Origin of the sequence: Nocardia sp. NPDC051833, from assembly GCF_040681225.1 — a bacterium.
Lineage (GTDB): Bacteria > Actinomycetota > Actinomycetes > Mycobacteriales > Mycobacteriaceae > Nocardia.
The window spans coordinates 36837-50230 of the sequence record NZ_JBFAYK010000002.1 but is presented as its reverse complement, the minus strand read 5'-3'; the positions used below and the strand labels follow the sequence as shown (position 1 = coordinate 50230).

Annotated in this window: 11 protein-coding genes and 1 pseudogene; 7 read left to right on the top strand and 5 right to left on the bottom strand. The window is 68.5% G+C overall.

Translation table 11 applies throughout. From position 1 onward, the window contains the following. Window positions 1–116: 116 nt before the first annotated feature. The 3 genes and pseudogenes from AB0L91_RS18230 to AB0L91_RS18220 form a co-directional block, all read left to right on the top strand. Window positions 117–1154, top strand: a pseudogene (locus AB0L91_RS18230) (NtaA/DmoA family FMN-dependent monooxygenase); the annotation flags it as partial. A 13-nt stretch (window positions 1155–1167) separates the two neighbouring features. Continuing rightward, window positions 1168–2352, top strand: a complete 1185-nt coding sequence (locus AB0L91_RS18225) for a CoA transferase (protein WP_365013615.1) — start codon at window positions 1168–1170, stop codon at window positions 2350–2352. Window positions 2353–2380: 28 nt separating this feature from the next. After that, on the top strand, window positions 2381–3316 hold the full coding sequence (locus AB0L91_RS18220) for a CoA ester lyase (protein ID WP_365011455.1): 936 nt from the start codon (window positions 2381–2383) through the stop codon (window positions 3314–3316). 42 nt (window positions 3317–3358) lie between these two features. Here AB0L91_RS18220 and AB0L91_RS18215 read toward each other — a convergent pair whose 3' ends face one another. After that, on the bottom strand, window positions 3359–4648 hold the full coding sequence (locus AB0L91_RS18215) for a lipase family protein (protein ID WP_365011453.1): 1290 nt from the start codon (window positions 4646–4648) through the stop codon (window positions 3359–3361). 240 nt (window positions 4649–4888) lie between these two features. Then, window positions 4889–5446, bottom strand: a complete 558-nt coding sequence (locus tag AB0L91_RS18210) for a helix-turn-helix domain-containing protein (protein WP_355278222.1) — start codon at window positions 5444–5446, stop codon at window positions 4889–4891. A gap of 504 nt (window positions 5447–5950) precedes the next feature. Between AB0L91_RS18210 and AB0L91_RS18205 the strand changes: the two genes are divergently transcribed. Then, on the top strand, window positions 5951–7216 hold the full coding sequence (locus AB0L91_RS18205; protein ID WP_365011451.1) for a helix-turn-helix domain-containing protein: 1266 nt from the start codon (window positions 5951–5953) through the stop codon (window positions 7214–7216). Window positions 7217–7390: 174 nt separating this feature from the next. On the opposite strand, the gene AB0L91_RS18200 is transcribed toward AB0L91_RS18205, so the two are convergent. Beyond that, window positions 7391–8047: a winged helix-turn-helix transcriptional regulator gene (locus AB0L91_RS18200; RefSeq protein WP_365013612.1), complete on the bottom strand. Its 657-nt coding sequence runs from the start codon at window positions 8045–8047 to the stop codon at window positions 7391–7393. Between the two features lie 62 nt (window positions 8048–8109). On the opposite strand from AB0L91_RS18200, the gene AB0L91_RS18195 reads away from it, so the two are divergent. The 3 genes from AB0L91_RS18195 to AB0L91_RS18185 all read left to right on the top strand — a co-directional run bounded on the left by AB0L91_RS18195 (window position 8110) and on the right by AB0L91_RS18185 (window position 11831). Beyond that, window positions 8110–8991 (top strand): enoyl-CoA hydratase-related protein, encoded by an 882-nt coding sequence (locus AB0L91_RS18195; protein ID WP_365011450.1) that lies wholly within the window; start codon window positions 8110–8112, stop codon window positions 8989–8991. Between the two features lie 172 nt (window positions 8992–9163). After that, complete coding sequence (locus AB0L91_RS18190; RefSeq protein ID WP_365011448.1) at window positions 9164–10414, top strand: GGDEF domain-containing protein; 1251 nt, start codon at window positions 9164–9166, stop codon at window positions 10412–10414. 208 nt (window positions 10415–10622) lie between these two features. Continuing rightward, window positions 10623–11831, top strand: a complete 1209-nt coding sequence (locus tag AB0L91_RS18185; protein WP_357347430.1) for an amidohydrolase family protein — start codon at window positions 10623–10625, stop codon at window positions 11829–11831. A gap of 71 nt (window positions 11832–11902) precedes the next feature. Here the strand turns inward: AB0L91_RS18185 and AB0L91_RS18180 are convergent, their stop codons facing one another. Together AB0L91_RS18180 and AB0L91_RS18175 are read right to left on the bottom strand one after the other, a co-directional pair. After that, window positions 11903–12283: a pyridoxamine 5'-phosphate oxidase family protein gene (locus AB0L91_RS18180; RefSeq protein WP_365011446.1), complete on the bottom strand. Its 381-nt coding sequence runs from the start codon at window positions 12281–12283 to the stop codon at window positions 11903–11905. 57 nt (window positions 12284–12340) lie between these two features. Beyond that, a complete protein-coding gene (locus AB0L91_RS18175; protein WP_365011445.1) occupies window positions 12341–13252 on the bottom strand; it encodes a TIGR03619 family F420-dependent LLM class oxidoreductase in 912 nt (303 codons plus the stop codon). Window positions 13253–13394: the final 142 nt, after the last annotated feature.

Below are 13394 nucleotides of genomic sequence, written 5' to 3'. Positions count from 1 at the left end.
TCGAGAAGCGCTGTTTCCCCGAACAACCCGCGGTGTTTCGAGCCGATGAATTCGACGACATGCGCGCCGGCCCGCAGCATGTCCTCACCGTCCTCGACGAGGTCGAATCCATCCTCACCTACTACGCGCCCTTCCACGTCGCGCGCACCTTCGCGACCCTCGATCACCTCTCCGCGGGCCGGGCCGCGTGGAACGTGGTGACCTCGGTCAACGACAGCGAGGCACAGAACTTCGGCGTGGACGCCCACCTCGGGCACGACGAGCGCTACGACCGCGCCGACGAATTCCTCGAGGTGGTCGGCGGCCTGTGGGACACCTGGGACGACGGCGCGATCGTGCACGACCGCGCGGCGGGCTACTTCGCCGACCCGGCCAAAGTGCACGAACTGCGGCACTCGGGCCGCTTCTTCAACGCACGCGGACCGCTCACCGTGCCGCGCACACCGCAGGGCCGACCGGTGATCATCCAGGCGGGCTCCTCCGGCCGCGGCCGCGAATTCGCTTCGCGCTGGGCCGAATTGATCTTCACCGGTGACCCCGGCCTGGAAGTGGCCCGCACGCATTACGCCGACCAGAAGGCCCGGATCGCCGACGCGGGCCGCGATCCGGCCTCGGTGCGCATCTGTCCGATGGCCTACGCGGTCGTCGGCGAGTCCGAGCAGCACGCCAGGGAACGTGAGGCGATGCTGCTCGCGGACCTGGTCCATCCGATGGCGTCGCTGACGTTGCTCTCGGAGTTGATGAACTACGACTTCGCGCAACACGATCTGGACGACCCGGTCACCGACGAACTGATCGCCTCGGTCTCGGGTATCCGCGGTCTGGTGCAGAACCTGCGCACCCACATCGGTGGCACCGTCACCGTGCGGGATCTGGCGGGCCACCGCGCCACCCTGCTACAGGGGCCGCGGTTCGTCGGCACCGGCGAACAGGTCGCCGACCAGATGGCCGAGTGGTTCCACGGCGAGGCCTGTGACGGTTTCGTCCTGGCGGCCACGCACATGCCCGGCTCGTTCGAGGACGTCGTGCGGATGGTGGTACCCCGGTTGCAGCAGCGCGGTCTGTTCCGCACCGCCTATGAGGGCACGACCCTGCGCGAGCATCTCGGCCTGTCCCGGCCCGCGCCCGCCCGGCCCACGAGCACCGTGGTGTGAGATGAACCAAGCCATGCTCGACGGCGTGCGGGTGCTCGATCTCGCCACGCTCGCGGCGGCGCCACTGGCCGCCACCTACCTCGGTGAATTCGGCGCCGAGGTGATCAAGATCGAGCAACCCACCGGCGGTGACCCGATCCGGACGTGGGGCGCGCAGCGCAATGACGTCGGCCTGATGTGGAAGTCGGTGTCGCGCAACAAACGTTCCATCACCCTGGACCTGCGCGTCGCCGAAGGCCAGGAGTTGCTACGTAAGCTGGTCGCGACCGCCGACGTCGTGGTCACCAACACCCGGCCGCAGACCCTGCGTACGTGGGGCCTGGACTACGCGAGTCTGCGTGCGGTCAACGAGCGCATGGTGATGCTGCACATCACCGGCTTCGGGTTGACCGGCCCCAAGAGCGAACGCCCCGGCTTCGGCACGCTGGGCGAGGCGATGAGCGGCTTCGCGCACATCACCGGCGAGGCGCAGGGCCCACCGACGCTGCCGCCGTTCATGTTGGCCGACGGCGTCGCCTCGCTCAACGCCGCCTATGCCGTCCTCATGGCGCTCTACCACCGCGATGTGCACGGCGGCCCCGGCCAGCTGATCGATATCAACCTGGTCGATCCGCTCACCCGGCTGCTGGAACAGACACTGCTCAGCTACGACCAGCTCGGCACCGTGGCCCAGCGCGCGGGCAACCGGTGGGATATCTCCGCACCACGCAACACCTATCGCACCGCCGACGGCAAGTGGCTGGCGATGTCGGGCAGCTCGCCCGCCCTGGCCCTGCGGGTGTTCCACGCGATCGGCCGTGCCGACCTGGTCGACGATGCGGACTTCGGCGATCCACAGCGCCGCCTCGCCCGCGCTCGCGAAGTGGACGCGGTGGTGGCGGACTGGGTTTCGCGCCAGACCCTCGACGAAGCCATGCGCGTCTTCGACGCCGAACAGGTGGCCGCGGCCCCCGTCTACGACATCACCGATCTCGTCCGCGACGAGCAGATGCGCCACCGCGAGGTGTTCGTGCCCGTCGCCGACGACGAACTCGGCACCGTGACCGTGCAGGCGCCGGTGCCGCGCTTCTCCGCGGCGCGGGGCCGGGTCTCCCACCTCGGGCCCCGGCTGGGCGAGCACAACGCCGAGGTCTACGGCGAGCTGCTCGGCCTCGACGCCGCGACCATCGACGACCTGCACCGCCGCGGCGTGCTGTGAGTCTTCCTCCACGACAAAGGATTCCACGATGACCCTGCTGATCCGGCGCTCCGAACTCGCGCTGCCCGCCTGCAACGACCACATGTTCGCCAAGGCCCTGGCCAGCGGCGCGGACCTGGTATTCCTCGATCTCGAGGACGCGACCCCGGAAGCACTCAAGGAGCAGTCCCGGGAGAAGGCGATCTCGGCACTGACCGACCTGGATTGGGGCCGTACGGTTCCCGCGATCCGGATCAACGCCCTCGACACCCGCTGGTGCCACGACGACATCATCGAAGTGGTCAGCCGCGCCGGCGCCCACCTGCACACCATCGTCGTGCCCAAGGCGCGCACCGCCCGCGATGTGTGGTGGGTCGACGTGCTGCTGACCCAGCTCGAGGACAAGCTCGGGCTCGAGCGCGAGATCCGGCTCGAGGTGCTGATCGAAGAGGTCGAGGGACTGGCCAACGCCGAGGCGATCGCCGTCGCCAGTCCCCGGGTGGACGCCCTGATCTTCGGGGTCGGAGACTTCTCGCTGTCCCAGGGCGCCCGGGTGGACACGAATTTCGAACCGCTCGGCGACTACCCCGGCGACTTCTGGCACTACGCCCGCAACAAGGTGCTGGTCGCGGCCCGCATCGCGGGTATCGACGCGATCGACGCGCCGTTCCCCGACTACGGCAACCTCGCCGGCTACGAGCGCGACGCCCAGCGGGCCTCATTGCTCGGCTACACCGGGAAATGGGCGATCCACCCGAGCCAGGTGCCGATCGCCAATGCCGTCTACTCCCCCACCGCGGCGGAAATCGCGCTGGCAGAACGCAATATCGCCGCCTACCGGGAGGCGGAGGCGGCTGGACGCGGCGCCGTCGGCGTCGACGGCGTGCTCGTCGACGCCGCGCACATCAAGATGGCACGGGCGACGCTGGCCCGCGCCGCCGCGATCGATCCCGCTCGGCGCGCCGACACCACCGTGTCGGTCTGAGGATCGGGGCCGCCGGTCTCACCCGACCGGCGGCCCCGGCCGTCACAGGTCCGAGGTGAGCGGGTTGCCCTCGGGAATGGAACCGCAGCTCGAGCCCGCGGGCAGGCCCGCGAAGCGCGCGTCGATCCACGAGATCGCACCGGCACTCCACGCCGCGAGGGTCGGAATGTGGCTCAGTTCGTCGTACTGCCGGTACTCGACGTAGGGGTTACCGTCCGCGCAGTACTTGCGGGCGAGACTGCGGACGTCGCCGGCGACCATGACACCGTCACCGGCGCCGACGGTAGGTTTGCCGCCGTCGGTGCCTTCCAGATTCCCGTTGGCGCCCTGGGCGATGTACAGCGGGATGGTCGGCGTCGGCGCGTAGCCGAGGTTGACCTTGTCGACCGCTTCGACCAGCGGCGCAACGGAATTCGGGTCGGCGTACTCGGGCTTGACCAGCTGCTGCCAGGTCAGGCCTGGGTACTGGAAGATCACATTGCCGATCGAGGCGTCGCGCAGCGCGGCGACCACCCGGGTGCCGTAGTCACTCAGATAGGGCGTGAAGTCGATGTCGTAGGACCGCGCGACACCGATGATCGCCATGGCGGCGACACCGGACCAGCCGAGACTGCCGCTGACGTAGCGCAGGTTGTGCGCCGGATTCACCAGCAGACCGCCCTGGGTCGCCCCGACCAGCCTCGCGTTCACCTCCGGCGCGTAGTCCGGCGCCAGCGCCGCGGCCCAGTCGGTCGCGATCGCGCCGCCGGAGTAGCCGACCAGACCGATGCGCGTCTGCGCGGTGAGTCCGGTCTCGGCCGAGCGCACGGCCGCGCGGAGGGAATCGAGGGTATTCATCCCGTATTCGGGCCCCGCCGCGAAATTCGCCTGCTGCCCTTCGGTGTCGGCGATGATCACCGTGTAGCCGCGGGCGAGGATGTCGGCGATCACCGTGGCCTCGGAGGTGAGCACCATGCCGCCGAAGCTGACGTCGCCGGCGATCGATCGCGAGGGACCGTGCTCCGGATCGAGCGAATCGTAGAAGGATTGGTAGGCGACCGCCCGTGCCGGATCCACACCGCCGGGCGGGAGCAGGATCGAGGTGACGTTGGCGCTGGGCCGATACTGGGCATCCGTCGTCCGGTACAGCAGCTGCACCGCGGTGATCGGCGTGGGGATGCCGATGAGGTGATAGGTCGTGGTCCTGGTGTCGAGGACGGTGCCGGGCTCGACATCGGCCAGCGACGTCTCCCCGCGGTAGCTGTAGAACGAGTCCGACACCGCGTGCGCCGGCGGCGCGAACACCGTCGCCGAGGCGCATGCCACCGCGAGCGCAGCAATCGCCGACGTCATCGGGGCGACTGTACGTGCTTTCTTCAAGAATTCCCCTGCAATCTGCTACCTGACACCGGACCATGTCCGGTCGTCATTTCGACCGGGCCGAGTGCGGAATCGGCGCACTGCGCGAAATTGTCGCCGCCGACGCGCCGGTGATTTCACCGGCGCGTCCCCCGACCACAACCGGACATGAATATCCGGTTGCCGAGGCATATTGTGAACCGGACCACCCGGCGGCGTCAAGTGTGCCGGGTTTCACTCACACAGCGCGCGCAACAACAGTCCCCAGCACTTGCCCGCCACCACCACCCGGTCCTGTTCCGGCGTCTTGTTCAGCAGTGCGCCCAGCATGCCCACGGCCAGGAAGATCTCCTCCGCCGTGACCCCGCGGCGGACGCTGCCCCGCCTGCTGTCGTCGGCGAGCTTCTCGTCGAGCAGGGCGTAGAGGCGGGCGATGATCTCCACCAGCCGCGGGTCGCTGCTGTCGGCGAGACGGAACAGGTCGAACAAGACCGCCACCTCGACGATCTGGTCGAAGATCTCCGCCAGCAGCTCGTCGAGCGTCGAGTCGGTCTTCGCGACCATCGCCTCCAACTGGGCGAGGTTCTCGTCGAAGACGGCGAGAATGATCGCCTCACGAGTCGGAAAATGCCGGTAGAGGCTGCCCTGCCCGACTCCCGCCGTGCGCGCGATCAGGTTCAGCGGCGCGTCGAGGCCGTGTTCGGCGAAGGTGGTCTTCGCCGCGGCGAGGAGGGCGACCCGATTCCCGGCGGCGGCGGCAGGCCCCCTGTTGACACGACGTGGCGAGCTCATCCGGACAACGCTACCCACAGGCGAGCCCCGCCCGGTCGCGAATCGCCAGCCGGGCGGCGCACGCTCACCGGGCGACAGACCGCGCCGATCAACTTCTCCCGCGCGGTCATGCCGAAAAGTGCATCGACCGTTTCCCGCATTTTTCTATCGCCGCGGAAACAGGTGTTGAATTCACCATCTCCCGACTTCCGAGAAACGCCGGAAGCCTAGGACCTCCCACCCCAACTCGACATCGACCGTTTCGAATGTAGCAGCGAAATACGGCCGCTCCAACCGTGCGTCGTGAGATTGTTTTCCCCTCCAAATATGGTCGCGCGACTGATGCGCCCGCACAATGCCGCGTGCCCGGAACTGTGAGAACCCCAAACATCCGGACAGTCGAGTCCGGTTGGGCTATGGTGCAGTGATGCCGGCATCCGCTACTCCCGACAGCACATCCACACCCACCGGACAGGCGCCTCGGCTCGACCACGCCGCGGCGCAGTGAGGACAGCGCGCCCCCGCGTGCCGGAACCGATCCGCGCCGCCGTGGCGGACCAGGCGACAGCCCTCGATTGGCTGACCGGGTTCGCACTGCGGATGCGGTCCGAACCCGCGAGCGAGACGATCCTGTCCACCGTCGATTCCGCGATCCAGGAGACGTTTCCGCACTTCCTCGCCGACGCCGAACTCCGCGGGGAGGTCAGGGCGGCCACCCGGGCGCACTGGCTGAGCTTCCTCACCGTCGTCGGGCACACCCGGTTCGAGGCACGGCCGCCCACCGAGGCCGTGGACGGCGCGCGGACAGTGGCGCGCCGCGGCTACGGCGTGGACATCCTGCTCAAGACATATCGTGCCGCCCAGCGCGGGTTGTGGCGGTACATCACTCACGTACTGAACGAGCAGATTCCCGATTCCGAGCTGCGCGGGGTCGTCCTGGTCACCTTCTGGGAACGCAGCACCCTGTGGCTCGACAGCTGTCTCGACGACATCGTCGCCGCGTACCTGAACGAGCGCGAGCACCGCATCCACGACTCCGATGCCCACCGCACCGCGACCGTCCAGGCCATCCTGCACGGCGAGCCGGCGCCGACCGCCGACTCGCCCGACGATCTCGGTCACCCGATGGACGATTTCCAGACAGCGCTCGTGCTCTGGACCGACGGCGAGGTGCCCGCCCGGCAGGCAACGCACCTGCTTCGCGAACACGCGACGCACCTCGCCGACTGGCTCGGCGCACCACCGCCGCTGCTGATCAGCAGCGGCACCCACGGCATGTGGGCCTGGGTGGGGACACCGCACCGCCCGGAGACCGGCCATCTCCCGGCGCCGCCGACCACGCACACCCATGTCGCGGTCGGCATTCCGAGTCCCGGCGTCGACGGCTTCCGCCGCAGTCATCTGGAAGCACGTGCCGCACAGCGGATCGCGACCACGGCCTCGCACGCCGCCACCGTGACCGCCTATCAGGACGTCGACCTGGTGTGCCTGCTCACCGGCGACGGGAACATCGATGCCGTGCGCGCGCTCGTCGAGCGCGAACTCGGCGAACTCACCGAGCGCAGCGAGCCGGTCGCCCGGCTTCGCGATACGGTGCGCGAATTCCTCTACGCCGGAGGCAGTATCGCGGCGACGGCGGACCTGCTCGGCGTGCACGCGAACACCATCCGCTACCGGCTCCACCAGGCCGAGCGTCGCATGGGTCACCAGATCGAGCGCCGCCGGGTCCATATCGAACTGGCCCTGCGCTGCCTCGAGATCTACGGCGACGAGCTCCTGCCTGCTCCGTAGCCGGTGGTTCCCGGGCGAGCTCGTCGACCGGGAACCGTCCGTCAGCCCGGAGATCCGGCCGACCTGCGCGGTGCCACCAGCGACACGACACCCAGCGCGATCCGTCCCCACGCGAGGCCGTTCATAACGTCCATCATCCCCTCCTAGATCCTCGACGATCCGACCCCTTCGACATCACATAGCTTTCAGCTCGCCAGCGGGGGCGGCAGCGGAACTGTTGCCGCCCGCCTCCCCGTTGACGAGGGCGGACGGCAGCGCCGCCAGCAGCACCTGCAGCACCGACGGATCACCGTCCAGGACAACACGTTCCGCGGCGATCGCGTCGACGGCGGAGAGCCGCGCGGCCCCGATCGCCGCCAGTGTCACGACGTCCGTCGTCACCACCGCGTCCGCCTCACCGATCGCCTCACCCGGCCGGACCTCGACGTGCCCATCGGCCAGCCGCATCTGCGCGATCGACTCGTCGACCCGGAATTCGATCGTCGCGCGCACGCCGGCGAGCGCGTCACGGTCCATCAGTTCGGCGAGAAAGACCAGACTCCACTCCGCCCGCAAGGTCTGTTCCGGCAACCGGGGCGCGCCGAGACGGTAACGCACACCCCACATGGCCAGCGGCGTCATCGCCTCGGCGAGCTCCCGGCCCGCGGGTGTCAGTTCGTACACCAGCGACGCCGCGGGCGGCGGCAGATGACGGCGGGCGACGATCCCATCCACCTCGAGATACCGCATCCGGGAGGCGAGCATGCTGGTGCCGATGCCGACCAGCGCCGCGGCCAGATCCGAGTAGCGCTTGGGCCGGACATCAACTCGCGCACCACCAGCAGACTCCAGCGCTGAGCAGCAACGACCAGGGGCAGGTCACGCCCAGGTTCCTGACCGAACGGATCGGCCGGGTGGTGATCGCCCGCTTCAACAACCCGCCCCATCACTTCTTCGACGAACAGACCAGCGTCGAACTCGACCAGCTCACCCGCTGGGTGCAGCGCGACGACACCGTCGGCGCGGTCGTGTTCACCGGACAGGACACCGCCTTCACCCACCTGTCGATCGAGGAGTTGCTCCGCGGTGCACGCCTGACACCGCTGGCGATCCCCTATCGCCCGGCACGGGCACTCGTCACCGTCGCCGATCTCGCGCGGCGCAGCCGCCTACTCGACCGACTGCTCCGCCGCACGCGCGCAGGCGCACTGATGTTCCTCCCCCGCACCAGCGCGTCCTTCGTGCGGATGAACCGCATGGACACCGTCTTCATCGCCGCGCTCAACGGCACGGCGTTGGGTTTCGGCTGTGTCTTCGCGCTGGCCTGCGACATCCGCCTGGCGGCGCAGGGCGACCACGTCATCGGGCTGCCGGAAAGCGCGGTGGCGATGCTCGGCGGCGCCGGTGGTACGCAACGGCTGGTCCGGATGGTCGGCACCGCGCGCGCCGCCGAACTCCTGCTGGAGGGCCGCCGCCTCTCCCCGGACGAAGCCGCCGCGATCGGCCTGGTCCACCGGGTCGTCGCACCAGATCAACTGCTCACCGAAGCACTGACCACGGCGCAGCGGTTGGCGGATCGCTCCGCACTGGTCAACCGGGAGATCAAGCGCGCCGTATACGACGCGGGCTCACGTCCGCTCGGCACCGGACTGGCGATGGAGGCCGCCGGCCTCGTCACCGCGGTGACGGCACCGGGCGCGGAAGCACACTTCCTGGCTCTGCGAAGCGAGCTGAACCGGCACGCGCTCCCCACCGGTCCGACCATCCGACAGGCCTGGGATCGCCTCAGCAACTGAGTCCTTCGCCGTGCATGGGCGGCCAGGGAGTCGCGAGCCCGACGGACCGCGGCACCCCGCGCCCGCCCGGTCGACACCGACGTCGGTCGAGTCGCTTTCCGGCGTGACGTGACCGCGGGATCGAGCGAACCGCGCGCCGCAGCGGCGAAGCCCTCCGCCCGACACGTCGATCGTGGGCTGCGACACACACGCACGCGTCGGGCATGAACGGGTGCGACCTAGACTACTGCCGATGAGCTGGTGGGATTTCCGGACTTCTCCCAAACGGCGCGAGCGACAGTCGGCAACGCGGTCGGGGACCCAGGGTGGGGCGATGACGGGCGGCGACATGCTGCGCGCCTGGTGGAAGGACCCGGTCGACTACCGATGGCTGGTCTGCACCCTGGCGGCTCGCTCGGCTCTGGGGCCCCTCAAAGTGCTGATCGGCGGGGCTGGAGCGGCAATCGCGGTGATGGGCGCGGTGATCGCCGGAACCCCGGTAGGTCCGCCCGGCGATCCCGGTATCGCCTCGACGATCGGCGTGCTGTCCGGGACGCTGTGGGCGGTGCGCTGGTGGCTGCTGCCGTGGCCGAACCGGACCGAGTCGCTGTTGTTGATCGCCTGTGCCGACGTGCTGTTCACGGTCGAATTCCTGCAGTTGCAGGATCGGCTGTTCGGGGCGATGGGCACGGTCCTGTTCCTGGTCACCGGCAGCTACCTGAGCTTCTTCCACAGTGCGCGGGCACTGGCCGTGCACTCGGCCTGGTCGGTGCTGTCGGTACTGGTGTTGTCGGTGCGCATCGCCACCGGCGGCGGCGATGTTCATCTGGCGGTCGCGGTCGCACTCCTCCTCGCGTCGGTGGCCGGCGCGATGCCCGCGTACCAGCTCCTCTACTGGCTACTACGCTCCGAGTCGCTGTCGGACCCACTGACCGAACTGCTCAACCGCCGAGGCCTGGAGAACCGGCTGCCGCAACTGATGGACCGCAATCCCGCGATCTGTGTCATCTGTTTCGACCTCGACCGGTTCAAGAACGTCAACGACACCTGGGGACACGGCATCGGCGACACCGTCCTGGAACGAACCGCGCACCGCTTGCGCGACGCCGCCGGGGAACTGGCGGTGGTGGCACGCACCGGCGGAGAGGAATTCGTCGTGGCCGCCCCGATCGCCGCAGCGGCCGCTCGAATCGAGGCCGAGCGGTTGTGCCGAGTGGTCGCCGAACCGCCGGCGTCCGGTGTGGTGGTCACCGCGAGCGTCGGCGTGGCCGTCTTCGACGCGACGCTGTGCGCACAGTGCCCGAGCCCGACGCCGGACCGGCTGCTGCAATCCGCCGACGCTGCGATGTACCGGGCCAAACGATCCGGCGGGAATCTGGTGGTGGTCGACGATCTCACGCCGCCGCCGAACCACCACCACGCGACCCCGGATCACCACGAGTAGCGATCACCGCCCGCCCCACCCGATCCGGCGGCACCCGGTCGGCCGCGCGATTAGCCCGATCGACAGCCGCTGCCGCCGTGCGACCGGAAACCTCGTCATCCGATGTTCTAAATGCAATACTGGAAGCGATACAGTATGACCCACCGCAGCGTCTCCGGCGGTCTGCTACGAGGCCTCGACGGCGGTATCCGCAACGAAGGGACAGGGAATGACAACGCTGGACTATCTCGCCATCGACGTCGACAACCACTACTACGAATCATTGGACGCGTTCACCCGCCACCTGCCCAAGGAATTCCGGCAGCGCGGAGTGCAGATGGTCCAGGACGGCAAGCGCACCCTCGCGATCATGGGCGGGAAGGTCAATCACTTCGTCCCCAACCCGACGTTCGACCCCATCATCGAACCCGGCTGCCTCGATCTGCTGTTCCGCGGTGAGATCCCGGACGGCGTCGATCCCGCCTCGTTGATGAAAGTCGACCGCCTGGCCGACCACCCGGAGTACCAGCAGCGCGACGCCCGCGTACCGGTCCTGGACCGGCAGAAGCTCGAGACCGTCTTCATGCTGCCCACCTTCGCCTGCGGGGTGGAGGAAGCACTCAAGCACGACATCCCCGCGACGATGGCTTCCCTGCACGCCTTCAACCTGTGGCTCGACGAGGACTGGGGATTCGACCGGCCCGACCATCGGATCATCGCGGCGCCGATCATTTCGCTCGCCGACCCGGTGGCCGCGATCGAAGAGGTCGAGTTCGTGCTGAGCCGGGGAGCCAAGATGGTCCTGGTCCGCCCGGCGCCGGTGCCCGGCGTCACGCACCCACGATCGCTGGGCGACCCGCTGCACGACGCGGTGTGGGCCCGCTTGGCCGAGGCCGGGGTGCCGGTCGGCTTCCACCTGTCCGACAGCGGGTACCTCGCGATCAACGCACTGTGGGGCGGCAAGGCCCAATTCGAGGGGTTCGGCAAGAAGGATCCGCTGGATCAGATCCTCCTGGACGACCGGGCGATCCACGACACCATCGCCTCGATGATCGTCCACCAGGTCTTCACCCGGCACCCGAAGCTCAAGGTCGCGAGCATCGAGAACGGGTCATACTTCGTCCACCGCCTGATCAAGCGCCTGAAGAAGGCGGCGAACACCGCGCCGTACCACTTCACGGAGGACCCGGTCGAGCAGCTGAAGAACCACGTCTGGATCGCCCCGTACTACGAGGACGACGTCAAGCTGCTGGCCGAGACGATCGGCGTCGACAAGATCCTGTTCGGCTCCGACTGGCCGCACGGTGAGGGTCTCGCCGATCCGACCACCTTCACCGCGGATATCCCGCAGTTCCCGGAGTTCTCCTACGAGGACACCCGAAAGGTCATGCGGGACAACGCGCTCGAACTGATCGGCGCCAAGGTCACGCTGGACTGACTCGGCGGACCCACCCCATCAGGCCGCCCGCCCCAGCACCGGAACGACGGTGCCGGGGCGGGCGGCCGTCCTCATTTGACCAGGAACCTGGTGACATCGAGAATCAGCACGACACGGTCGTAGACGTCGTCGGGCAGTTCACCTCCCGCGTCACCGTAGAGTTCGTTCAGCTCCTGATAGAACTCACCCTTCTCGTCCCCGAGCACCGTGACCAGCCACCCTCGGGTTTCCAGGCATCGCGACGGAGCATCCGGATCCGTGATCAGGAACGAGTAGTTCGGATTCGCCTGCAGGCTGGTGAACTTGCGACGCGGAATGGTATGGCTCATCCGCAGATGCGCACCGTCCCATTTGAACCGCATCGGCGACAGATCCGGAGCACCGTGTGGCGCGACCGTTCCGAGAACACCGACGATCGGCCGCCGGAGAAGGTCCGCGAGTTCGGCGGGCACCTGTGCGGTCATGACACACTCCATCTTCGGTTCGCTGTGACGATTTCCATGGCGCGTCTACCGCGCGATCACCGAGTCCGCGAACGCCCGGATCGACCGGGCCGCGGCATCGGGACTCGTGCTGTCGGCATGCACGACGGCCCAGGTGGCGCCGCGCTTCCCGAGGTCCTCCAGGACATCTATCGCGGTCCGCACCGAGGAGCCGTCGGCGAAATCGATCACCGGGCAGACGATCTGGATGTCGACGGAGTCCGGATCACGTCCGGCGGCGGCCAGTTCGCGACGCAAACCGTCGACACCTTCGCTGAACTCCTCGGCACTCTCGATCGCGGTCGTGCGCATCGCCGCGGCCATCCCTCGATCCGCGATGATGGGCATCCATCCGGCACCGTGCCGGATGACCCGGCGCCGGGCGGCGGCGCCGTTGCCCCCGATCCACAGCGGCGGATGGGGCCGCTGAACCGGACGCTGTAGCCACACCGGCCCCGGCGCGCCGAAACCTTCTCCGGCGACCGGAGATCCGGGGTCGGACCAGATCCGGCACATCGCCGCGAGCGACTCGTCGAGCAGGCGGCCCCGCCGGGTGTGATCGATGCCGAGCGCGGCGAACTCCGCGCGCAGGTATCCGGCTCCGACACCGGCGATCAGCCGGCCGCCGGAGACGATGTCGAGACTTCCCAGCGCCTTCGCGGCGAGATACGGGTTGCGGAAAGGGAGCACGTAGAGGTTGGTGAGCAGCCGGATCCGCGAGGTCACGCCGGCGATGTAGCTCAGCGCCGCGATCGGGTCCAGCGTGTTGTGCCCACCGTTGTGCCGCCACTTCAGCGACGGCGCGGGGTGCTCGCTCAGCGCCACCGCGGCGAATCCGCATTCCTCGGCCGCGACCGTGAGTTCGCGGATCACCGCGGGATGCATAAACGCCTCCGATGCGCCGGGGCGCTCACCGGGGTACTCCAGAACGTATTTCATCACTGACAACCTCTGCCTCACCGATCCTCGCGCCGCCGTCACGCGCACGGCCACCTGACGACAGTAGCCCGTGCGGTTTCTACTACTGTATATATTACAGTAGATACTATCGCGGTCGATGTCACCGACCCGAACGACGCAA